The organism is Pandoraea terrigena (genome assembly GCF_902459705.1).
Lineage (GTDB): Bacteria > Pseudomonadota > Gammaproteobacteria > Burkholderiales > Burkholderiaceae > Pandoraea > Pandoraea terrigena.
Genome location: NZ_CABPRU010000011.1, coordinates 20,841 through 42,999, shown reverse-complemented (window position 1 = coordinate 42,999; position 22,159 = coordinate 20,841). Strand labels below are relative to the sequence as shown.

At 59.1% G+C, this 22,159-nt stretch carries 26 protein-coding genes; 15 read left to right on the top strand and 11 right to left on the bottom strand.

Annotated features, from left to right (window positions below):
- The first annotated feature begins 160 nt into the window (after window positions 1-160).
- Window positions 161-628, top strand: a complete 468-nt coding sequence (locus PTE31013_RS19130; RefSeq protein WP_150614339.1) for a hypothetical protein — start codon at window positions 161-163, stop codon at window positions 626-628.
- Window positions 629-812: 184 nt separating this feature from the next.
- On the opposite strand, the gene PTE31013_RS19125 is transcribed toward PTE31013_RS19130, so the two are convergent.
- Window positions 813-1,238 (bottom strand): hypothetical protein, encoded by a 426-nt coding sequence (locus tag PTE31013_RS19125; RefSeq protein WP_150614338.1) that lies wholly within the window; start codon window positions 1,236-1,238, stop codon window positions 813-815.
- A gap of 125 nt (window positions 1,239-1,363) precedes the next feature.
- On the opposite strand from PTE31013_RS19125, the gene PTE31013_RS19120 reads away from it, so the two are divergent.
- Window positions 1,364-2,526 (top strand): IS3 family transposase gene (locus tag PTE31013_RS19120; protein WP_150609532.1). Its coding sequence is split into 2 segments (ribosomal slippage): window positions 1,364-1,628 and window positions 1,628-2,526, totalling 1,164 coding nucleotides; the frame shifts between segments, so codons are not numbered across the junction.
- Here PTE31013_RS19120 and PTE31013_RS19115 read toward each other — a convergent pair.
- A complete protein-coding gene (locus tag PTE31013_RS19115; protein WP_150614337.1) occupies window positions 2,519-2,857 on the bottom strand; it encodes a hypothetical protein in 339 nt (112 codons plus the stop codon). The genes PTE31013_RS19120 and PTE31013_RS19115 overlap by 8 nt on opposite strands.
- A 142-nt stretch (window positions 2,858-2,999) precedes the next feature.
- On the opposite strand from PTE31013_RS19115, the gene PTE31013_RS19110 reads away from it, so the two are divergent.
- On the top strand, window positions 3,000-3,677 hold the full coding sequence (locus PTE31013_RS19110) for a thiol:disulfide interchange protein DsbA/DsbL (protein WP_150614336.1): 678 nt from the start codon (window positions 3,000-3,002) through the stop codon (window positions 3,675-3,677).
- Window positions 3,678-3,681: 4 nt separating this feature from the next.
- On the opposite strand, the gene PTE31013_RS19105 is transcribed toward PTE31013_RS19110, so the two are convergent.
- Together PTE31013_RS19105 and PTE31013_RS19100 are read right to left on the bottom strand one after the other, a co-directional pair.
- Window positions 3,682-4,440: a hypothetical protein gene (locus tag PTE31013_RS19105; protein ID WP_150609306.1), complete on the bottom strand. Its 759-nt coding sequence runs from the start codon at window positions 4,438-4,440 to the stop codon at window positions 3,682-3,684.
- A 66-nt stretch (window positions 4,441-4,506) separates the two neighbouring features.
- The gene (locus PTE31013_RS19100) at window positions 4,507-6,498 is read right to left on the bottom strand and encodes an ATP-binding protein (protein WP_150614335.1); all 1,992 of its coding nucleotides are present in this window, start codon (window positions 6,496-6,498) and stop codon (window positions 4,507-4,509) included.
- A 295-nt stretch (window positions 6,499-6,793) separates the two neighbouring features.
- On the opposite strand from PTE31013_RS19100, the gene PTE31013_RS19095 reads away from it, so the two are divergent.
- The 3 genes from PTE31013_RS19095 (at window position 6,794) to PTE31013_RS19085 (ending at window position 8,688) form a co-directional block, all read left to right on the top strand.
- Window positions 6,794-7,258, top strand: coding sequence for a hypothetical protein (locus tag PTE31013_RS19095; RefSeq protein ID WP_150609302.1), 465 nt, complete (start codon window positions 6,794-6,796; stop codon window positions 7,256-7,258).
- A 77-nt stretch (window positions 7,259-7,335) separates the two neighbouring features.
- Complete coding sequence (locus PTE31013_RS19090) at window positions 7,336-7,584, top strand: hypothetical protein (protein WP_150609300.1); 249 nt, start codon at window positions 7,336-7,338, stop codon at window positions 7,582-7,584.
- A gap of 120 nt (window positions 7,585-7,704) precedes the next feature.
- Complete coding sequence (locus tag PTE31013_RS19085) at window positions 7,705-8,688, top strand: DUF932 domain-containing protein (RefSeq protein ID WP_150609298.1); 984 nt, start codon at window positions 7,705-7,707, stop codon at window positions 8,686-8,688.
- 299 nt (window positions 8,689-8,987) lie between these two features.
- Here PTE31013_RS19085 and PTE31013_RS19080 read toward each other — a convergent pair whose 3' ends face one another.
- The 6 genes from PTE31013_RS19080 to PTE31013_RS19055 all read right to left on the bottom strand — a co-directional run bounded on the left by PTE31013_RS19080 (window position 8,988) and on the right by PTE31013_RS19055 (window position 14,283).
- Window positions 8,988-10,007, bottom strand: a complete 1,020-nt coding sequence (locus PTE31013_RS19080) for a putative bifunctional diguanylate cyclase/phosphodiesterase (protein WP_150609296.1) — start codon at window positions 10,005-10,007, stop codon at window positions 8,988-8,990.
- A gap of 87 nt (window positions 10,008-10,094) precedes the next feature.
- Window positions 10,095-10,595 (bottom strand): AAA family ATPase, encoded by a 501-nt coding sequence (locus tag PTE31013_RS19075; RefSeq protein ID WP_150609294.1) that lies wholly within the window; start codon window positions 10,593-10,595, stop codon window positions 10,095-10,097.
- A 14-nt stretch (window positions 10,596-10,609) separates the two neighbouring features.
- Window positions 10,610-10,903, bottom strand: coding sequence for a hypothetical protein (locus PTE31013_RS19070; RefSeq protein ID WP_150609292.1), 294 nt, complete (start codon window positions 10,901-10,903; stop codon window positions 10,610-10,612).
- Window positions 10,904-11,147: 244 nt separating this feature from the next.
- On the bottom strand, window positions 11,148-11,681 hold the full coding sequence (locus PTE31013_RS19065) for a polymer-forming cytoskeletal protein (RefSeq protein ID WP_150609290.1): 534 nt from the start codon (window positions 11,679-11,681) through the stop codon (window positions 11,148-11,150).
- Between the two features lie 16 nt (window positions 11,682-11,697).
- Window positions 11,698-13,098: a hypothetical protein gene (locus PTE31013_RS19060; RefSeq protein ID WP_150609288.1), complete on the bottom strand. Its 1,401-nt coding sequence runs from the start codon at window positions 13,096-13,098 to the stop codon at window positions 11,698-11,700.
- 27 nt (window positions 13,099-13,125) lie between these two features.
- Window positions 13,126-14,283, bottom strand: a complete 1,158-nt coding sequence (locus tag PTE31013_RS19055) for a carbon-nitrogen hydrolase family protein (protein WP_150609286.1) — start codon at window positions 14,281-14,283, stop codon at window positions 13,126-13,128.
- A 284-nt stretch (window positions 14,284-14,567) separates the two neighbouring features.
- Here PTE31013_RS19055 and PTE31013_RS19050 point away from each other — a divergent pair, with 284 nt between their 5' ends.
- The 4 genes from PTE31013_RS19050 to PTE31013_RS19035 all read left to right on the top strand — a co-directional run bounded on the left by PTE31013_RS19050 (window position 14,568) and on the right by PTE31013_RS19035 (window position 18,220).
- Window positions 14,568-14,867 carry a hypothetical protein gene (locus tag PTE31013_RS19050; RefSeq protein WP_150609284.1) on the top strand — a complete coding sequence of 100 codons (300 nt, stop codon included), beginning with the start codon at window positions 14,568-14,570 and terminating at the stop codon, window positions 14,865-14,867.
- A gap of 83 nt (window positions 14,868-14,950) precedes the next feature.
- A complete protein-coding gene (locus PTE31013_RS19045) occupies window positions 14,951-15,838 on the top strand; it encodes a hypothetical protein (RefSeq protein WP_150609282.1) in 888 nt (295 codons plus the stop codon).
- Window positions 15,835-17,727, top strand: coding sequence for an ATP-dependent helicase (locus PTE31013_RS19040; RefSeq protein WP_150609280.1), 1,893 nt, complete (start codon window positions 15,835-15,837; stop codon window positions 17,725-17,727). The genes PTE31013_RS19045 and PTE31013_RS19040 overlap by 4 nt, the downstream gene beginning before the upstream one ends.
- A gap of 46 nt (window positions 17,728-17,773) precedes the next feature.
- Window positions 17,774-18,220, top strand: coding sequence for a hypothetical protein (locus tag PTE31013_RS19035; protein WP_150609277.1), 447 nt, complete (start codon window positions 17,774-17,776; stop codon window positions 18,218-18,220).
- 160 nt (window positions 18,221-18,380) lie between these two features.
- Here the strand turns inward: PTE31013_RS19035 and PTE31013_RS19030 are convergent, their stop codons facing one another.
- Window positions 18,381-18,953, bottom strand: a complete 573-nt coding sequence (locus PTE31013_RS19030) for a hypothetical protein (RefSeq protein WP_150609275.1) — start codon at window positions 18,951-18,953, stop codon at window positions 18,381-18,383.
- A 523-nt stretch (window positions 18,954-19,476) separates the two neighbouring features.
- Here PTE31013_RS19030 and PTE31013_RS19025 point away from each other — a divergent pair.
- From PTE31013_RS19025 to PTE31013_RS25285, 5 genes are all read left to right on the top strand, one after another.
- Window positions 19,477-19,905: an ATP cone domain-containing protein gene (locus PTE31013_RS19025; RefSeq protein ID WP_150609273.1), complete on the top strand. Its 429-nt coding sequence runs from the start codon at window positions 19,477-19,479 to the stop codon at window positions 19,903-19,905.
- Window positions 19,906-20,403: 498 nt separating this feature from the next.
- The gene (locus PTE31013_RS19020; protein WP_150609271.1) at window positions 20,404-20,826 is read left to right on the top strand and encodes a hypothetical protein; all 423 of its coding nucleotides are present in this window, start codon (window positions 20,404-20,406) and stop codon (window positions 20,824-20,826) included.
- Window positions 20,827-20,975: 149 nt separating this feature from the next.
- Window positions 20,976-21,296 (top strand): hypothetical protein, encoded by a 321-nt coding sequence (locus PTE31013_RS19015; protein ID WP_150609269.1) that lies wholly within the window; start codon window positions 20,976-20,978, stop codon window positions 21,294-21,296.
- 230 nt (window positions 21,297-21,526) lie between these two features.
- Window positions 21,527-21,820, top strand: a complete 294-nt coding sequence (locus PTE31013_RS19010; RefSeq protein ID WP_150609267.1) for a hypothetical protein — start codon at window positions 21,527-21,529, stop codon at window positions 21,818-21,820.
- Between the two features lie 29 nt (window positions 21,821-21,849).
- Window positions 21,850-21,984, top strand: coding sequence for a hypothetical protein (locus PTE31013_RS25285; protein WP_281351832.1), 135 nt, complete (start codon window positions 21,850-21,852; stop codon window positions 21,982-21,984).
- Window positions 21,985-22,159: the final 175 nt, after the last annotated feature.

Sequence of the window (22,159 nt, the reverse complement as noted above, 5' to 3'; positions counted from 1 at the left end):
ACGAGAAAGCCAGCAACCATGCGGGTTCCCGTCAAATTCGGCCCGCTCGCGCAAGCGCCTCTTTATGTTCCACTAGGAAGCCTGGTGGCGTGGTCCCGACCGGCACCAACGGTGGCGCCGGCCGGCGACGCAACAAAAAACTTACAAGAACTCCACACCGATGCAACACCGTGCAACGTTTTCTCTACATAAAACCTACATGGGGGATGCAGTCTGGATGCAAAGCCGCCAAGCCGTATTACAAATCCCGGCCAAAGCCTATCCTGCCTCGGGCAGGCACAATCTCGGGAAGCTTGGAAGTACCAAGCCGGTCAGCGCCGAACTGCGCCGACCGGCTTGTAATACGAATAGTGGCGAAAACCTATCCTGCTTTAGATCAGTGCAGGCGCGAAGTCTTGGAAATACCAAGAAGATTCACGCCACGAACACAATCGAAGCCCCGATGCTACGGGCAAAACTTGTCGTGTACCGCCTTGTCGATGACGATCTCGAAATGGTCTTTGTCGCGCTTGACTACCGGGGACACGGACCGAATCAATTTGACGTCAATGAGCTTCCCGCAGACCTTGATTTTCTGGCGGTCGAATACCGCCAACTTCTTTTCGTCACTGCCATTGGCAACATGTGACATGAAGATTTGGCGATCACTCTGCCCGCTCTGGACGACATGAGGACAGGTCTCAGCTTCAAAGTCCTCGCAGTAGGCTATTGGCGCCGTTAGCTTGTTTTCAATACGCAGTTCATATGGAAAATCCTGTTCCATGTTCTGCGCCAGCGAACAGCCGGACAACGCCGCCAGTAGACCCAGCGCCTTAATGGCGTTTAGAGATATAGATAAGATTTTTGACATCGCTCTCACTCGCAATAGATCGGGCATATCTCATGTTGACTGACGCGTCCTCGTAGTACTTCATCAGATTCATTTCGCCAGTCTTTGGCACCGGGGCATACGTGCCGTTATCACCACCAAGGGTTCCAGAAGTACCTTCATGGCTCCAAGAGTATTCACGGCCGGCAGCCAACGTAAGGATCGGGTGTCCGATTTCGTGCGCCGAGACAAGTTGGTAGTCCTTGTCAGCCCAGTCCAAATTCCCGCCGCTGAAACCTTGCTGGTAATTGATGGTGGCGCCTGGAACAGAGAATGGGAAGCCAGCGCCGTTCGTATTGAACGAGCGCACATACTCCTTCCCGTTGTCGATCTTAAGTCGAACGGGCATGCCTTTTTCGTCTTCGCTCACGTTGACATTAACGGCATAGGTATCGCCATTCAGGTCAATGGATCGGCTCCAGAACTGAGACTGTAGTGGTCTAATCTCCCCGGACACCAATTTAGGCGAGAATACTCGCCATGAAGAGGTGTCTGATGAGCAAGCAACGTCGTACGTTTTCCCCTGAGTTCAAGCGCAGTGCTGCATCTCTAGTCCTCGACCAGAGCTATAGCCACGTCGATGCCAGCCGGTCGGTCGGCGTCGCGGAGTCGGTTCTGCGCCGTTGGGTTCAACAACTGCACCAGGAGCGCCGCGGCATCACGCCTCAGAGTCCTGCAATGACGCCAGAGCAGCAGCGCATCCAGGAGCTGGAAGCGCGGATTGAACGCCTCGAGAGGGAGAAGATCATTTTAAAAAAAGCTACCGCGCTACTGATGTCGGAAGGGATAGAACGTACGAAATAATCGACCAGGTCGGCGACGGCGTTCCGGTAGCCATGTTGTGTGAGTTGTTCGATATACCTCGGTCGTGCTTTTACGCATACAGAAATCGTCGAGCGCGAGTTGATGCGGCACGAATGGCACTGCGCAGTCGCGTGCACGAGTTGTTTGTCGAGAGCCGAAGCTCAGCAGGCAGCCGCAGCATCATGGGCATGCTGCGCGAGCAAGGCACGACGATTGGGCGCTTTAAGGTCAGCCGTCTGATGGACGAGCTCGGCTTGATTTGCAAGCAACCTGGCAACCACGCATATAAGCGCGCTACGGTGGAGCGCATCGACATTCCGAACGTCTTGAATCGCGAGTTCGATGTGGCGGCACCGAATCAAGTCTGGTGCGGCGACATCACGTATTTATGGGCACAGGGGCGCTGGCATTATTTGGCCGTGGTGTTGGACCTTTTCACTCGCCGCGTTGTCGGCTGGTCATTCTCGACGAGCCCCGATGCCGACCTGGTGGTGAAGGCATTAGACATGGCATTCGAGCAACGCGGTCGGCCTACGGACTTGATGTTCCACAGCGACCAGGGCGGTCAATATGTCAGCCGGAAATTCCGTCAGAGACTATGGCGCTATCGAATCAAGCAGAGCATGAGTCGGCGTGGAAATTGTTGGGATAACAGCCCGATGGAACGCCTGTTCCGAAGCTTGAAAACGGAATGGGTGCCGAGCACTGGATACATGAGTGCCGGAGAAGCCCATCGAGACATCAGCCATTACCTGATGCAGCGGTACAACTGGATTCGACCGCATCAATTCAATAACGGTGTGGCGCCGGCAGTCGCAGAAGAAAAACTTAACGCAGTGTCCGGGATCAGTTGACCACTACAGACACCCCATCTTGGGTTAAGGACATCAACCTAGTCGCCTGAGCACCCGTCAACGTACTGGTATCGTACTTCACGTTGACGTTGACCGAAATCGTCTTGTTGACTGGATCAATCGTGGAATCGAACCAATCCGACGGCTTTGCCTTCCCGAGCAGAACCTGATTATCTGTGAGGCCAATGTCGTTCACTTTTGGCTTGGCTGGGCCGGTTGATCCAACGCCAGTCACGGAACTGGACGAACTTGCCGCAGCACCGCTGGCATCTGGTGCCAAGGCAGCTTCGGAATAGGCTCCAACGTAATCCTGGCCACTGCCGGACTGCATCGGACGTGCCCATTCAGGAACGCTATTCTTCCGCTCCTCCCTAGCGGCGGATAATCTCCCCTCAGTTCCCCCCTCATTCGGGCTTCCAATCCCCAAGCTCTCGGGCACACTCAATCCATCCCAATCCCATTTGAGGTCAATCTTGATCCACTGGACCAAAGGCTGGAAAGTGCCGGCTATCTCGGCGTCTGTAGGAGCGCTGATAGCCGTAGGCGTAGCTGGCTGGATGCACCCAAACGGTGACTACAAGCGCACCGACACAGGCTACGATCTCGCGCAAACCCGGTCCGTTCTTGCCACTGCGACCGCTTCCGAGCGCAACGTCGTGGTGGACTATTTCTACTACGGCTGCCCGCATTGCCGCGCGTTCGAGCCCATGCTTGAGGTATGGGCAAAGCAGCTGGGGCCGACCGTCATCCTGAAGCGCGTCCCGGTCACTGGCGGCCGTCCGGAGCTGGCCCGCGAGGCCGCGCTCTTCAACGCGCTCGACAGCCTCGGCGCGATTCCGCGCTTGCAGGAGGCCGCCTTCCAGGCCGTCGCGCGTAAGGCCGACTTCCCGGCGTCGGACCATGATCTGGCCGAGTGGGCAAGGGAGGAGGGCATTGAGGCTCAGCGACTGGTGGACGCGTATCACGCCCCCGACATGCTGGAGCGGATCGATGCTGGCGACAAGGCATTCCGCGCGATGGACCTTTCTGCAGTTCCCGCGATAGCGGTACGCGGCCGCTGGATTGTCACGCCCGCCACGGCCGGCAGTATCGAGGGCATGGTCGGCGCCATGACTGGAGCCCTGGGCGCGGCGGAAAGTCCTGGGTCCTGATCTCTCAGACGGCCACTTCCACCTCACGCGGGAAGCTGGCGGGGTCGATGACCTGCATGCGAAGACGGACGTGCTGGACACTCAGGGGATCCCGCCCGCGCGGGTCGAAGTGGAACCGCTGGTGGTCCAGCATTCCTAAGGCACTGTCCACCAACGCACGGAGAAAAACCGTTTCGATGGACACGCCGGCCTTCTTGGACAGTACCTTGGCCAACTCCAACGTTGGCCGGCTCATCACGACCGGATGTTGCTGTGCCGCGTCGAGGCGCAGCAGACGCGTGACCTGGTCGACGTCCTTTCGCAGCAACTTGTAGCCGAGCGACGCAGCCAAGTTGCCGATGCTCGCGCGCGTGAGTGGCCAACCTGCGCTCTTGGCCCGCAGGTCAGCCAACACTTCGTCCGTAATCGTGGTCGTTTTTCTGTCAACCACATGCAGATATACCCCGATCCGCTGGCGGTATGTCAGAGACAACCCAAGCTCGTCCGCGACGAGCCGTATATTCGGCTTCGTCGGCTTACGCTCGCCGAGCTGCGCCCGCACTTGAGCAAGCAGTTCGGCGGACGGCGCGATGGGAGTCCGTCGCAAAGCCAGCGCGAGCTTGTCGAAATCGCCGGCACGAAGTACAACCCCTATGTCGCGCAGCTTAGCGCGGATCTGGCTGTCAGGAAATCCCGCATTCGGGTTGTTACGGTCGCGGAACCGCTTGAGGAGAAGCGGCACTAGTACGTCGAGATCAACGGCTTCGGATTGGTCAATGGACATATCGAAAAGATCAAACAATAGGCGAGCAAAGGCCAAGGAGAGGGCGACGCCTGACCCCGGTCACGATCACATCGAACCTGCGGGAGCACGCAGCACAGCCTTCACGGCCTGCCCCACGTCCGATTCCCGAATGTCGGTGGTGTTTTCGCGCAGGCGGCGAACCGCGGCGGCGTCGATCGCCTTCTGGATCACCGCGTCGGCATCAGCAATCGAGTGGCCGAGGAGGTGCTCGCAGAGCAGCAATTCGACCGATGCTTCGACCGTCCAGTCGCTGAGGCGATCCAGCTTGGCGCGGATATACGCTTGCATATCCTCGATTTCAGGCACGTCGAAAACGATCTTCTCCTCAAAGCGCCCCCCGCGCACCGCCGCGCTGTCGATCCGGTCGTAGTAGTTCGTCGCGGCGATGAACAGCAGGTCGCGCACTCGGCCACCCGCGCCGTCGATGGTGGTTAGGATCTTCTCGGTCAGCATGCCGTAGCCGGAATACTGACGGTCGCGCAGAATTCCGTCCGCTTCGTCTAGGAACACGATTGCCGGGCGAATGTCGCACGCCGTCTTATACAGTTTGTCCCATGCTTCGGGCTTTGCCGCGATTTCCGAGCCGATGATCTTGAGAAAGGCCCAATCTGCTTGCTTGGCGAGCGCCATCGCGGCCTGGGTCTTGCCCGTACCCGGCGGGCCAACGAAGATCAGACCAGTCGGCAAGCGGCTACCCATCTTTTCGAGCGAATACACGTTCGCCATCTTGAAGGCCATGTCCTTGAGGACATTACGCGACTCTTCCGGCATCAGAATCTCGTCGATGCTCTTCACCGTCTCCGGAAGCTTCCCCTTGCGGCCTTGAACCAGACGCAACGCACGCATGCCTATCTCGAAACTGAGTTTGCCAGCGAATTCGCCGCTACGGCGCATTTCGCCGATCTGCTCGCCTACAGCGGTCAGACGTGCCGCGCTGTAACCCGCCCAACGCTCTGCCAGCGTCGTGATCACGGCAGGCTCGGCCACATCGTAACCAGCAGTGCCACCGATCGCACGACGCAAGATGGCTTGGCGAGCCTCCTGATCCGGCGCCGGGATTTCCACCTTGAAGTCGAAGCGCTTTTCGCGAACACCGGCACTGTCGAGGTCGTCCAGGTGGTTCGTCGCCGCGACCAGCACGATCTTCGTGCCGCGCAGATTCACGATCTCGGTCAACATCGTGTTGGTCAGATCGCGGTCCATGTGGTGCGAGCCATTGCCGCTACGCTCCTTTAAGAACGAGTCAATCTCGTCGATGAAGAACACACCGAAGCCCGTCTTGCGGGCCGCCGCGAATGCTGCCTTCACCTTCTGCACTGACTCGTTAACCCACATAGAAGCGATGTCGCCGTAAGCGATCGAGAAGAAAGGCACGTTAAGTTCGCCAGCAAGCGCCTCGGCAAACAACGTTTTCCCGTTCCCTGGATCACCGAACAGGAGGATGCCGTTGCGTGGTGTCGCGCGCGCGGCGATCACATCCTTCGCTGCGGCGAGCAGGCGCTCCTTCGTCTCGGCCATACCGACCACGTCCGCGAACTTGTAGCGCGGAGTGCTCATACTGTCCGAAAAGTCATAACTCGGTGCAGGCGGTTGCGGCGGCTGATTCTGAATACCATGGCGGGCCTGGCGCGGCGCTGAGGTGGCAGCCTGAGCCGGATTCATCGGCTGAGACGCACCTCCGTTAAGCCGCGCCCGAAAATTTAGGAGCGCCGGGCGGATCCGCGGGTGTGCAAAGAGTAGAAACGTCCAGATGCCCAGTACCGTCAGCACAGTTGACCATCCCGTGTGCGCCAGTCTGACAACAGTGATGGCGCCGGCCGCTACCAAGGCGTAGGCCAGCAAGAACTTCCAGGCCTTGTAGAAGTCTGGGAGCACGATCAGAACCGGCACGACGATCGTCGCGAACATGAGTTTGTCGATGTCCGTCGGCGTGACCAGGCCACCATGCGAGACGTGCGAGAAGGCGACCGCCCAGACGCACATCCCGATGATGCGGATCAGCCACCCAACTGCGACCAAGGGCATAAGTGGATTCATAACCACCTCGTTCATCACGGCAGGCCCGATTGCCACACCGTCTTCATACGTTAATTGTCTCGCCATTCTACGGAATGCAAATGAACGTGGAAATGGTAGTTTCGCGAATGGATAGTGCATACCCCCGAACTGGATTTGAGAGTTTGCCGAATGCCTGGAACGAGCAACCAGCTTGAAGCATGTGTGTTTTCACCAGCAAGTTCTTGGGGTATGATCCGTACATCCATCCAACGGATGGCGTCCTCTTTCTCAGCAGCCGCGCTGGCGGCATCAGGTGAAAAAAAGGGAGGACGAAATGGAAATTCCCGTTCCTGACATAGGGAACCGCTCCTACGAGCGAATCCTGAAAGTCATTCAAGTGAAAGAGGTCGTAGGTCCGGGCCAAGTCACGAAGTTTGTGGCCCCGAGACATCGGTACTCCGATCCGATCAATGCCCCCGGTCAGCTCCTAGACGTCGGGCAACTGCAACAGCGCGACCTTCGCGAGATTCGAACACAGCACGAGTTTGAATATCCTGACTTCATCGCGCGCACTATCCTCAAATCTCCACAGTTCGATTACGACGAAGCGCGTGTATTCCAGTTTCACCGGAAGACGTCAAACTCGCAGTTCGTCTACGGCACTGTCATCACAGACAGTAGCCTGAACCTGATCGACTACTGCATCGGTGGCCCGCGTCTTGAGCAACGTCGCACGGTGCTTCATCCGCTGCTGCGTGCCCTGTGCACTCCCGGATCTCTCGAGGTCCGGCTGCACTGAAACGTCACCCTTCAAGCAACCTTCCATCGCAACACCCGGCTCCGTTCTGGTCCGGCGCTCACCCAGGAAGTTTCATCATGGCAAAAGCTAGCAGGATCGTCGAAACGATCCGGGAAGCGGACGCGAGCGGGGGCGGATTCCTGCTCCGCGTCCGGCTTCATTCCGGAGAGGCCATCCGCGGTGCGGTCATGGGCCATTCGCTCGACGACATGGAGCAAACGATGACGGTCGACCTCGATCTGTGGCATCTGGATCGAGGCGGCCCCATAAATGCGAAGCGTCTCGTGCGCTTCGACGAGATCGCGAACTTGGAAGTTGAGTGGTAATTCACAGAGTCCCACCGGGACTCACCGCAGCAAGCAATCAACAAGGCAGCCATCGGAAACGATGGGCTGCCTTTTTTTCATTATCAAGGGCGCAATCCCGCGCAACAATGGAGAACAGCAATGCATCAACTCACCATCAACGAACTTGGTCGCGCGGAAATGGCTTGGACCGGTGACAAGCCTTGGCACGGTCTGGGCCAGCAAGTCCAGCGAGGAGCTTCGATCGAGGAGTGGCGTCAAGCCGCCGGCCTGGAGTGGTCGATCTTGCGACGGCCGGTGCGCTTCAATTCCTCGGAAGAGGAGGGTGGCGACACGCTAAAGCTCGACGGCCACGACGTACTCGTGCGAAGCGACAACCTGAAGGGCCTGTCGGTCGTGACGAAGAAGTACCGCGTCGTCCAGCCGGACTCGGTTCTCGAGTTCTTCCGCGATCTGACTCGGAGCGCCGGCTTCCAGATCGAAACGGCCGGATCGATGCGAGAAGGCCGGACGATCTGGGTTCTCGCGAACACAGGTCTGAAGCAAGACATCGTTCCGGGTGACAATGTGAAGGGCTACTTGCTCCTCGCGACGTCATACGACAGTGCGATTGCGACGACGGCGATGTACACGAGCACGCGTGTGGTGTGTAACAACACCCTGCGTTTCGCGCTGAACCGGGACGTCGAGAGCCAAGTGCGTATTCGTCACGACGCGGAGTTCGATCCGGACGTGGTGAAGAGCCAACTCGGCATCCTGGCCGGCGAGTCGTGGAGCACCTTCGTCACCCGAATGAAGTCGTTCTCGAGGACGTCGATGGGTAGCACCGAAGCTGGCATGGTGCTGGCAGGCGTGCTCGCAGCGCAACAAGCTGAAAACGTCGCGACTATCGTGACCGAAACGCGGGGCTACAAAAAGATCATGGAGCTCTTCAACGGTTCGGGCCGCGGATCGGAAATGAGCGGTGTGCGCAACACTGCCTGGGGTCTGGTGAACGCAGTCACGCAGTACGTGGACTTCGAGCGCCAGGCGCGCAACAACGAGACCCGCCTCAACAGCGCGTGGTTTGGTCCAGGGGCTCGCCTCAAAGACCAGATCGTTTCGCAGTTGCTCGAACTCGTGTAACCCCTGAAGAAATTATCCCTCCCGCCGCAAGGCGCGGAGGGATGTCCCTCACGCAGTGCCGGCCAGCGCCGCCCCGCCGAGATATCTTGCGCCCCATTTTAGCCGCTCATAGCAAGCTGCGGCCAAAGCGTCGTGCGGCCACATTTACCGAATGGCGATCGCGGGCAATGACGCCCGGAGAGTTACTCGAGTCGATATTGCGATGTGCCGATGCTGAGATGTACAGGATCAAGCAGGCGAGACGCAATTCCTTCCAAATCGCGGGAGCGATTCTAGGCGGCGAGAGGCGGCCTCAGCCGTCAAGCCGCGATCGCCACGAGCGGCTTCTTCGTGGCCAGACGCCCCTCGTCAAACTCACGCTTCAGGGCAGCAGCCGGCAGTGCAGGGCTTATCAGCCACCCCTGAATGAAATTGCAGCCAAGCTTGACGAGCGCTTCCTTCTGGTCCTGTGTCTCAACGCCTTCCGCAATTAGGTCCATACCCAACTGGCGAGTGAGCTGGGAGATCGCCTTGATGATTTCCAGATCAGTGCGGGAGGAAGGTAGCTTCGACACGAACTGCCTATCCATCTTGATGGCCGAGAACGGCAGGTTCTGCAGGTACGTCAGGCTCGAGAAGCCCGTTCCGAAGTCGTCGATCATGATCCGGACGCCGCGATCACGCAGCTCACGAAATGTCTTCTCGACGGCGTAGCTGTTGTGCAAGAGGTTAAGGCTCTCGGTCACTTCAAGCACCAAACGCGACGGAGTCAGGCCGCTGATGATCAGCGCCTCGTCGAGATAGGCGAGGAATGCTTCGCGATTGAGCTGGAGCGGCGAGACGTTCACCGACAGATATGGGATGGACAGGCCTTCCCGATCCCACGCGACCATCTGCTCGCAGCCCTTCAAGAGAATCCAGCGACCCAATGCGTGGATGGAGCCGGCGCGCTCGGCGGCCGGGATGAACACGACTGGCGAGATGCTGCCTCGCTTCGGATGGGCCCACCGCGCGAGTGCTTCAACGCCCACGACCGCGTGCGAGGCAAGTTCGCAGACTGGCTGGTAGTCGACTGAAAAGTGACCTTCGTACAGGCCCGTCAGAAGCTCATGCTGGAGTTCAGGCCAAGGCGAATCGATGTGGGGTGGCTGCTTGTCTGATCCGCTGGCACTGGGCGCCATTTCCCGCAGGTAGTCACGCGCGAAACTGATGGCTTCCCAGCATGATCCATCCCGCGGCTCCGCGGACGAGGCGGCATACAGGATCGCATACTCCAGAAGGGTCTCGATCAGCTTAGTGCTGCTGCGGATATCCTGCTCTACGGGGAGGGAAGGCGTCACAGAAGTTGGCTCTCGATGTAGGTGGGATCGTGAAGACCTTCGACTTGCGGAGGTGTGCCTTCGCCCATAATTACATAATCGAGCGTGTCAACCGTTCAAATGTCGAAGGAGTTGGCCGTTCGATCGTAAATGCCAGCATAGCGAGGGAAGAAGGCTATCGCGGACCGATTTAAGACCGGGAGACCAGCCTCGCTTCGTGGTCTCTGCGCGTGCCCTGAGCCGTTGTTCCCGAATCTGACGGGGCGTCAGCACGTATACGAACTTCCACCGCTCGATGTCGTTTAGAAGGGCGAGGTGTTCGACGTGGGCTGGGAAGCCATCGATCACGACCCGATCGAGACTGCGAGCGTAGTCGAGGATTTCGGTAGCGGCGCGCGGATCGAGCGCTTCACCCGGCACATGGCGTGCCATCACCTGAAGCACGCGCACTGGTAGGTCGGCCGGGCGAGCGCCACGGCGAGCGAGACGGCCAATCAGGCCAATGCTCAAGTGGACGTATCCCTGCGCAGCTAGATGGCGTCCAATGGTGCTTTTGCCGCAACCATGCGGGCCCAGCAGGAAGACGTGGGAGCCGACATTCATGTTCATCGTATGGGAGTCGATCACGCTTCGACCGACGGAACACCGAAAAGGAAGTTCGGTTGCGGCCAAGCGCTCCGCACCTCGGGCGTGTGCGATACGTAGAAATCGGAGCGGTCTTGTTCGACGAGTTTAATAGCCTCCTGGATCAATGCGATGCGCTGTTCCAGATTCGCCTTCACGTCAACCGCCGGGGTGCCCCGGGCTGTACCCGGCACCGCGTGTTGCACCTCCTTGCGAAGGGTACGAACTGCTTCACGCAGGCAATCGGTCACGTCGCCGAGGTTCGCGTAGACACTTTCCCAGTTGCGACTCATTTTTGCCTCTGCTGATTGGATTGCGGATCGGTCTGGGAGCAGATAGCGGCTGCACTCGCTCCGTTCGTGATTGCGCACTTGATTCCGGAAATCACGCGGGGCAAGCCGGCCTGTTCAGCAACCTCATGAAACAAGTCACGGTGATGCCACGAAAGGACTGCCCACCAGACCAGCACAGCCATGGTCGCCGCGCGGCGCGACCATGGCGAGAAGAGGCCCGGGAAGAGCATACGGAGAACGGTGATCAGTTCGCGATCTGCTCGACCATGCCTTCGATGCGGCCAAACGATTCGAGAGCGCCATACATGTACTCGCCCTTGATCACGCCCATGTTGATGAGCGTACCCTGCACGGTGGCCTTGCCCGAGTGCTTACCTAGCACGATCAGCGTTTCACATTCGATATCGATTGCGATATCCGCATCGACGTCGATGACCACCGTACCGGCTGACTTGATCAGCGAATCCGAGCTTTGCAGCGAGCCCTTGAAGATCGCGCCCGCGCGTGTCTTGATCATGCCCTGCAGTTCGAAGTCGCCCGAGAACGTCGAACGGATATTGTGCTTTTCATGGTCAAGGTAGAAGACGCCGTCATTGTCGCGGCCGAAGATGTTGATCAGGCGATCGAACATCGTACGCAGGTTCGGCAGCGCGGTACGTGACCGAGGGATTGCCTGCTGTTGTTCGGCTTGAACCGGTTCCGGCGAGCGAAACTTGTCGAGATAGGAAACAGCTGCTGCGCCGTCAATAACCTCGTTGTGCTGTGCTGCGTTCTGCATGGAATACTCCTAGTCTTCAGTAGGCGACATAGTTGCCGCGGGAGGTAGAGAAGCCGCCGCCGCTCTGTTGGACGGTAAGCAGCGTCGAACCGTCGGGCAGGGTCTGTCCGACAGAAATCTGTTTCATCTGGCCGTGATCCATAACGACCAGTGCGTCACCGTTCTTCGTGACGACATTGAATTTGGGCGTGGCAGGGACGTCTGCCGAAGTGGTCTGATGCTGTGGTTCGCTGGCGTCGCTTTGGCGCGGCGTCACAGTCGGTGCGGCCTGCGTCACAGTCGGTGCGGCCTGCGTCGCAGTTGGCATAAGCTGCACGTTGACCGTGTCGCGGCTCTGCTGCTGCGGTTGCTGCTGAACTGGTTCAAGGTGGGGTTGCGGCGTCGGATGATTGACCGCGCGTGGCGTGACTGGCTCACGAGCAGAGTGCACCGCTAGGACGCGAGGCCCATGCACCTTCTTCGGAGCGATATGTCCCGAATCGGGTCGAGGCGGCGCAGCCACGGGGGTGGGAGTTGCTCCGAGCAGCGCCACTGCATCGCCGCTATCCTCCCCATCGCCATAAGCGTCAGGAGAGGTGAACGTCGGCGGGTGGATCGTGAGGTTGATCGGTCCCTTCTGGCCGTCGTCACCATAGGCTGGCATGTTCATGGGGAAAGGGCCACCGCCCGGCAGCGGAATCCAGCCCTTGGCCGCGTCACGGACGATGTGATCCTTATCTCGTACCTGAGGCGAGTTGTCGCCAGATGGGGGTGTCGAGAAGGTGCGTGGCGTGATGCTCGGGTAGTACGGAATTGCGGAGTATCCGTTCGGTTGCCCATGCAACGCCCTGTCGACGGGATCGTTTGCTTCACGCCAAGGCGTAAGAAAGTGCGGAATGCCGAAATGGACCGATTGAAAGACGGTTTGTGCGTCGACATGCACGAACCGAGTGACGCCCATCAGCGCCATGAATCCGAGAAAGACGATCAGAGAACTTCGACCGACGGCAATAGAGACCGCCACCACGCTGGCACGCATGCGGCCCCTGTACTTGGCTCGCGCCGCAGCGCGCGGGCGCGATGCGGCCGGCCTGGCGGAAGTGCCGTTGTGGGCCGTAGGCAAGGATGCAAACGAGAACTTCATCGGAGGGACATACCACGTTGCCCGACGCGAAATGAGCCATTGGTTGATGCGATAGCGAAGCCGATCCGCGATAGACAGAATCGGCATCTCGTCCGGGTGCTTGGGGTACACGAGGACATATTTCCCGTCCGTAAACTCCAGGAAGGGCTTGCCGGGTGCCAAGTGGCGAACAACGAACGGCCCAGCCTTTACCATCGTGATGGTGGGCTGTAGTTTCGCTGCGCCGTGCGGAAGGATCGCGTCACTCATGATGAGTGTGACGATAAGTGAGAAGTCCTCGAGCGCGGCGCTCAAATACCTATGGAATTACGGAGCCTTTCCCTAAAGTGGAAAACCGCGTGCAATCGCGATTGGATCGTTGAAGAGACGGGCCCACGCGCGTGCGAGAGATACCTCGATATCCATGATTCCGCTGCGGTCCCACCAACCGTTGCCGAGCAGCAGGACCGGTGTTCGGTAGTGCAGATGATAAAGGGGAAGAGATGTGACTGCCTCGAAACACACGAGCAGCGAATAACGTTCATCCCCTATCTTCGCCGTGCGCCCGATAGCGCTCCAGTGCGGCTTGAGTCCGTCCTCAATAACAGGAATCGGCTGAATAGCGGGGTAGAACACACGATCCGGCAAAACCCACACGCCTTTTTGAAGATGCTCCGCCCACGGGACTGCTCCCGATCCGCCCGCGATTAGCCGGACGGCCGACGGCAATTGGAGTGCGTCGACTAGCCCCGGCGAGACAGGGCCAAGCACGTTTTCCGGAAGCATGACAATCGGAGTCGGCGCACCGGACGCGATAGGCACCGCAGCGGCCCCCCGCACGATCGGTCCGTACGACAGTGCGGCACGGATTGACTCGTCGAAGTCCACAGGTGGCTTACCAACCGGCAGGCTCATGGCGATTACACGGGACTGCATGGCCGGTACGAGAACAGCGTAGACGTTCAATAGTACGGCGCAGAACGTCGGAACGAAGAGCGGTCGCCACGACGGGCGCTTGACCGCCTCAAGCACGGCCGCCGCGGTCCAGATCGTGAACAGTACACCCAGTACGCTAGTCGACGGGAACCACCAGCCAGCCGCTGCGGCAGGCGGCAAAGGGGCAACCAGGGCCAGGGGGGGCAGCGACAGCGGGATGAATACCCATGCCGAACGCTCGACCGGCGTCGCCCGGCGGCTGAAGGCCGGCGCCGTGAAGAGAGTCGAGAGCAGGGCGAGCGCGAGCCAAATCGTAAGGGCCATCGGGCGGCCGGCGCCCACGTCGAGCACTCCGATCGCCACGCTACTGAGTGCGCCAAGGAACCATCCGAGCAAGTACAAGAGGGACGTCTTGCCGAGCTCGCGCAGACACCAAAGAGCCGCGGGCAGCGCGACGTAGCCCGCTGCCGCAGCCGGCGGCCGGGCGCATAGTACGCCGCAGAAGAATAGGCAGGCGAAAATGAGGATCGGACGAATGATTCGGAAGCGAGATACGTGAGCCATGCCGGGAGAGTAGGGAGCGAAGCAAGTTCTCCCGAGCCAAATGACTTGGCCACATTCGGCAATATTCGACCTCCCTCGCATTCATGAATATGCGATCACTGCCAATTATTGAGCGTTGGGAATGAAAAAAGCACATTACGTCAATGGTGTGCAATCCCGGCGGCGTCCGCCCCGAACGCCTGGTAACCATACATTCCCCATACACCTCGCCCGATATTCGACTCGACGGACGCTCCTCGTCCGGCTAAGGTTCTGACATCGTCCTCATTTTGAGCAATGCCCTCGTGAGCCTAGAGTTCAGTGTAAAAGAGATGGTGGTTGCCCTGGGCTTCCGCCACAGGAACAAGCCAGTCGAATTGCGCGCACTCGGTAATGCTATCGACACGATGCGCCGCCGAGCCACCTTCCGTTTTGCAGTGCGTTGGGCAAAGGCTCCATCGGCCGCGCTGCTTGACGACATGCGGGTTGGCATGAGCCCCCAACGCCCCACCACGCAGGCATACGCCGGCGATGTAGACTTCATCGACATCCGACTCGAGTTGGCACCGAACCAGGTTCCTCAGCGTACCGGCGTCGCTGAATAAAGATGCAGACGGTCTGATATTCCATTCTGGTTGTGATGCGGTCGGGGCGAAGCTATCGGGACTTCCAACAGAGTGAGGTCAGTATGAGCGCCGATAACATCGTAGCCGGTAGTATCAGCAAGATTGTGTCCGCCGGACTCGGCGGTCAGGACAACGTAGGCGACACGGCTCTCCAGCCGAAGAGTGCCGCAGAGCTCGAAGCGGAGGCGGCTCTCCGCGATCTGGATGCGGCAGTCGAGATGTCCATGGCCGACGGCAACAAGAGCGGCCGTACGAAGGCTCCGACTCCCGCCGACGACGAAAGTCCGGAAGCCACGCGCGCCCGCCTGATGAAGAAGGCGGCCAGTCAGCGTGAGAAAGGCCGCAAGGCGCTCACGACCCCGGAAGCCGGCATCGTGATGGCCTCGCAACAGGTCGTCGTGAAAGATCGTGTCGTTGGCTCGGCGCTGGAGCGCTATCTCGGCGCAATCGACTACTGCTCGCACAACCTTCAGCGCTACGGCGAGATGGTGCTCGGCAAGAAGTGTCAAGAAGTCGTCGAGCAGCTGCACACCCTGGTCGAGGAGTTCTACACCGACGCCGATAAGGAACTCGGCCGCGTTACGATGCTGGTGACGGAAGGGAAGATCCAAGTGGAGGCCGAAGGAATGCCGTGGATCAAGCCGGAAGTCCTGTCGCCGGCCGTCGACATGAAGGCGCTGTTCCGCTCGCGTCTCGGCATCAAGATGCTGAGGGGCGTGATGAAATACGACCAGTCGCTGGAGCTGATGGCTGGCCTCGAGTGGAACGAACTCATTGGCCACGGCGAAACCGAAAAGCGCCAACTGCTCGCCAAACAGGCTCTCGGCAAGATCTACGGGTTCGCGTCACACGTGAATCAGTCGCTGCGCGGCCGCGCCTTAGCGAAGGGGAAGCCGGTGGGCGCAAAACCCCTCCAAGCGGCTCACACTGAAGAAGCCGTGGCGGCATGAATGACGCGATTGCGCGAATCCTCGCGCCCCTGAACGACGAGCAGATGGCCGTAGCCAACTGCGAAGGTAACTGCCTCGTCATCGCGGGCCCGGGGTCTGGGAAGACCAACACTATCTCGCGCAAGATCGCGGCGACTCTGCAAAATCGCTCTGAGCGCATCGCCGCGGTCACGTTCACGCGAGAAGCTGCTCTCGAACTTCGAGCCCGTACCATCGCACTCGCTGGCAAGCAAGCCGCTTCCCGGATCCTGGTCGGCACCTTCCACTCGGTCATGAACCTAATGTCGTTCCCGGATCTGGCGACCGACAACGGGCGGGAGGTCGTATTCGGTCGAGACATCATCGCCGGCCGGCCATGGCCGTTCGGAAAAACTAAGTGGAAGATCGTTAAGGAAGGGATGCGCCGTAGCTTTATCCTGCGCGCGCTATCGGAGCTCGCGATCGAAGACCTAACGCTCGAAGAGGCAAGCCGAATCATCGAGCAAGTGAAGTCGGGCCGGCCGGCGGCGGAGCTCCGCCATGAGCAGATGACCCAAATCTACACGGACATCATGAGCCGGCAGAAGGTTATCGACTTCCAGGACATCCTTCTGAAGACTAACGCTGGTCTCGAATCGGGCGCGGTGCCGCCGCTCAACGTCACACGCCTCTTTATCGACGAGTACCAGGACACCGATAAACCACAGTTCGACATGGCGGCCGCGCACCATCGCGCAAATGTCATTTTGACCGGCGTGGGTGACGACGACCAGTCGATTTACGGCTTTCGGAACGCGCTCGGCTACGAGGGCATGCAGATGTTCGAGCGCAGCTTCAACGCCGAGCGCCTGATGCTGGGCAACAACTACCGAAGCCATGCCGAAATCGTTAGCTCGGCCACGAGGGTCATCAACCACAACCTCGACCGTGTCGACAAGAACCTCGTCGCTATGAAGGGGCCGGGCGGCAAGACGGCATGGAAGACCTTCAAGACACAAGAGGAGGAAGCTCACGCGGCCGCGCGTTACGCCGCTGACGCACTCCGCTTTGGCAGCGATGTGGCCATCTTCGCGCGAAATAACCGTCGTCTTGATGAAGTCGAGGCCCGACTCCAGTCGCTAGGCATTCCGTACCGCCGCCCGCCAGGCGAGTCGATCCTGAATAGTGTTGAGGTAATGATCTTCTGCGCGGCAATACAGGCTGTAGTGAAGCCGGAGAAGAAGGTAATAGACCAACTGTTGTCCTGGTGCCGTGTCGACGAACAGAGCATCGTCAAACTCGAGAAGCTATTTCGCGGCGCATTCCTGCTCGGTCAGTCGGAGGACTTCGCCAGGGCGAAGATCGAAGACTCGGTTAAGGAGAAGTGGCGCGGTTTTGTGAAGCTCTTCACGGGCTGGCAGTCGTCGCTGGTGATCGGCGCGGACACGCTGCTCATCTACGGCATCAGCGACTGGCTTTCCTCCTACGCTCCGGACAAACGCAGCCAAAACGTCATTCAGATCGCGCGAGACATGTTCATGCCGCGCCGCGCGGACCCGGAACGGGGGATTTTGGCTCAGACCGTTCAAGACCGCCTGACGGCCATCAAGATGGCGCAGAGCAAGCGCGACGAGAAGAAGCCCGAGGGCGCAGACGCACCGAAGGTCGTCGAGTTGATGACGGCCCACGGGTCAAAGGGACTCGAGTTCGATCATGTCTGGGTTGTTGGCGCCGAAGATGATGTTTTCCCGGCGAAGGATGGAACGCTCGAAGAAGAGCGCCGCCTGATGTTCGTCGCAATGACGCGAGCGCGTAAGGACCTGATGTTGTCTACTGGCGGTGGGAAGCCTCCCAGCATGTTCCTCAAGGAAAGTGGAATCGAGCGGATCGTGGATCAGGACAACGCCTACGCGAACCTCGTGGATGCGTAACATGGCCGGGACCTGACCAAGCAGGATAATCAATGAGGAGTGGACGATGGTCGAATTGACCGAGAAGCAGACGCAGGCCTTGCACATTACTCAAGCTGCCCTGGTCCAGATTCGGTGCTTGGCGAGGCAACCCCTTACCCCGACGACTATCGCCGCCATCCATGACCTGGCTGACGCGCTGCACAACGTCCCTCGCTGGCTTACGTGGCGTCCGAAGGGTTTGAATCCCGAGAATGTCTTTGATGAGGAACTGAATCGGGACCTCGAGACTGCGGTTGGCGTATTCGAGCGAGAGGGATTTCCGATGTTCGCTTTTCCACCAAACATTCAGCCGCGCGACGTGAATATCAGTGCCTACGTGGCGTCAGGTGCCCGCTTCTGGATCCCGCCGGGAATCGCGAACCAGTATGCAACGTCTGCAGACGCGGGGTCGCGTAGGGGTGGTGCAATCACTTTGGCCTTGACGCAGTTCTTCCGACGCCTCTTCAGCTAGCGAGAACGCGAGTCGCGTGGGAGCAAGACGAAGTCCGCGGGGAGCCTTGGCCGGGCTGGGAGGGACTGCAAGGCTCTCCTTAATGGCTGCATTTGCGCGGCACGGCGCGCTCACGAATACGCCACTAATGACGCCGGAACACGGGCGAACAGTTGGGGTGTCAGCTGATCTGCAGTTCTTCCGCAAGCTCAGCCATCGTCTTGGGCACAATGCCCATAGCATGCTGCTTGATTGCGACGAGCGCCAGGTGCAGCGGTTGAAGCATGGCTTCGCGCTGCTCGTAGGTGATCTGCTTGTTGTACTCGGACATGTACAGCTGAGCGATGGCCAGATCCGCCCGCTGCAGTTCGCGGTAGAGCGTCGAAAGCATCGGCAAGAGGAGAATCAGATCGAACCGCGTCTTGCGAAAGATGGCCTCGTTCAACTCACCGTCGTAAGCCTCGGCGTCCACCTGGAGGCCCAGCGTCGCATACTTGAGGTCCTTGACCAGCCCGGGCAGTGCATTGCCAGTTGCCGTGCGCGTCTTCAGTCCGCGGCTGCGGATAAACAGTCGCTCGGAGACGAAGTAGAAATCGCGATCCACCCAGCGGCGAATGAGCGGGGAGTAGACTCGCATCTCGGTGCGCGATACGACGTTCGTCCGGATCGCCTCGACTCGGTCGAGGTTCTTGGGGATTGTGAAGGGCACGTCGGCCCAGGAATCCTCCTGTTGGGACTGCTCGGCGGTATTCAAGGCTAGTGGTCCGTTTGGTGAGCTTGCTGCACGCGACGCGCGCCCAAAGTATCTTTCCGGATTCTCCCCGCAGGGATCAGGCGGGTCGGAATGAATGCCGGTGTTTTCCAGCAAATTTTCGCAATTCGCCGCTTCCGGGAAGTTCGACTATTATCGATACACGCCGAGTCGTCGGCATCGCCGCTCCAATCGGTCCATATTATTGGCCGCCACAGCAACCAGAGCACCGGTTCGCCTCCGTAATACCGCGCCCATCCGGGTGTCGTGATTTCCCATTTCCGAAATCGGTAAAGAACGTCCGCCAGAGGACACGAGGCAGCGTAATGCGCGTTCGTGCGCCAGCCCCATTCAGACCGATTTTTCAAACGCGCTCGGAAGAACGTGGCCACCGGAGAAATCCGGCTCCCCGTCTGCGAGCGTTCCAGCGTGCTCTTACCCTGCAGGTCATCCCTGCCGAGTAACAACGCCTGTTACGACCTTCCCGCTTTTCAACGACGCAAAGCGTCATCAATAGGAGAAGTTCATGAAATCGGAAAAAATCATCAACAAGACCGTCGTAAAGCGTAACGGGGAAGCGGTCGCCTTCGATCCGTCGAAGATCCGTGCCGCGATCCTCTTGAACGCGCTGGATGTCAGAGGGGTGAAGGAAAAGGGCGAAGGAGAGCTGTCGCAAGCTGACCGCGATCTGGTCGACTCGGTCGCAGATGCGGTGGTGGAGCGTATCGCGCGAAAGCTGGAAGCAAGCATCCCGATCGAGGACATCCAAGATCTGGTCGAACTGTCGCTCATGCGCGTCGATCACGCTCTGGCTCGCGCCTACGTTTTGTATCGCGAGAAGCGCACGGGACTGCGTAATCTCAATGCTGTCCCGATTGAGGAAGAGCCGCTCGGCCTCGTGTGCACGCGCCGCCCCGGTGATGAGGGCGACCAGCCATGCGACGCTTGTCAGTGAGTTGAGTTGGGGGGGGGGAGGGCCGAAAGGCCCGCCTCCCCAAATTTTCGGTTTGCAGGAACCGATAGATATACGTAGAATGAGTTACGCCGCATTGGCGGCAGCACGCGCAGATCAGTAGGCGCCTTGGCAATTTCTGCAATCTTTCGGGTTGCAAAAGTAGCCAAACCAGTGCCGTTCCAGTATTTCGCGCCTTCCTGGCACGACTGGAAAATCATCAACAGCAATCTGAATCCACGTCTCTCGCCCCGTCGCCGCTGTCCGTGATTTCGGTCCGAATAGCCGTCCGGTACGCCAGAGATTGGACCCACGTGATCTTGATCACGCCGGCCTCAACGTCAATCGCGACCAAGGAAGACTCGTCCGAGTCTTCCTCCCTCCCTCTGTAATTTAACGGAGTCCTTCCTCGACAGCTTGTCCGGAAAGGGCGGGGCGATTTTCGCCCCCAGATCCGCTCTCCAGGTTTCTACGCGCCGATACGGCAAAGGAGAGTTAATCATGAACGTGAAATCGATCTACGCTACTCCGTCGAACCTCGACCGAGTCATCGCCGCTTTCGACTCCGCCGTGTCTGAGTTTTGCTGCGGCGTATGGATTCCCTTCGCAGTTTGCTGGCTCGCGGGGATCGTCGTTTGGTTCATCGGTATTGCTCAGGAAACACAGGGTTGGGCAGAACTTTTCCAGATCGGTGGCCAAGCCGCTCTGGATGGTTACTTCGCTACGGTTCACGCCGAGCGTCTGACCATGCTTACGATGATGTCCGATGCATTGGCGGGACACTCGGTCGTGATCGGGGGCGTCCTGCGAGGGTGGGGCATCTTCATAGCCGTTGGGATCGTGCCGCCGGCATTCATTTTGAGCCTGGCGGGCGCAACGATCTCGGCTTACCTCAAGTCGGGCGATGGCTACCGTCGTCGATAATCGCAACCAGGAAATCCGCTCTCCTTAAGGGGACGCGGATTTTCACTTCATACGGTTCTCTGCTGCGGGTGTCGCATCCGCACCAGGCACACCATGAGCCAGGACCGCATCTCCGGTTTCACGCGCCGCTACGGCATCAGGAGATCGCCATGAACCAGCAACAACAGCATCTGAACCAACAGCGTCGTCGGCCTAAGTGGATTCACCCCTCATTGGGAATTCTGAATCTTCCCATCGCCGCGATCGTTCTATTGGTCGGAATGCTTCGCTACGCGTTCCGAGGAAATCTGACATTCCTCGCGATCGCTATCGTGATCAGCGTGCTTTGCATTGCCTTCCACACAAAGCTGACCATCCTTGAGATCGTGGCTTTGGCAGGCTTGCTTCTCGTCGCCCTTCCTGTAATCAAGGCAAGTAACCAAGCCGTGTACCGCTTCGCGAGCCGCCTTGAGCAATGGGCTCGCAAGTAATCATCCCCCGCGACCTGTGCAGCGGCAGCTTCCTTACGGATGCTGCTCGCTGCAGCTAAACAATCCTCGTTGTCCGCCTGACTATGGGCGGCGCTCCGCAAGACTCTGCCCTATCGCTCAAGGACAAGTTCCCTTGTCCTTGCTCTTTTGGGCTTCGATTTTTCCAGCCGTTCACCGGCATCACGTCAGGTGGTTCAAATGACTGGAGCAACTTAAATCGGGAGAAGTCTATGAGCCAGGAACATCAGCTCAAGGAAGAAATCCGAGAGTCAGTAGACGAGGGGCTGATCGTGTTCGTGCGGTTTCTGGCGGACGTGGTTCTCATCTCTGCGCTGTCTCTCGTAATCGGTGCATCTGCCTTGCTCCTCAACGGCGTCTTCGCCGGGGTGGAGCATGTAACGCATGATCCGTTTCAGGGCTACGTCCTGCTTGCGTTCCATGCGCTGATGCTCGCCCTGCACCTTTCCGCTGCCAGTTGGATTGGCGTTCGCGGCCTGAAAAGGTTCGTGAAGCGGTTTGGTTGAAAGGCCCACAACTCTAAAGGAGAAGCAGCATGAGCACGTACACGAAAGCGTTTGTCGGTGAATTGATCGATTTTGCGCACGAGTTGTCCGAGCCGCTCAAACCCGTTGCCCGTTGCATCATGGGCATGCTGGGTCTGGGGGCGCAGCCGCATATTGCGGACTAAGCCTCTGCATTCAGTCGTCACGGCATCCTTGACGAGACGGTGTGCGGACCTGCCTTCGGGCGGGTCCGTCTCACAGCCACTCTCTCAAAAGCTCGCTCGCGCACTGCCATGTCTCCAACATTGCAGTGCCAACGGCACTCCGGTTTTTCCCGCCAGCAATGGCACTAACTGGAGA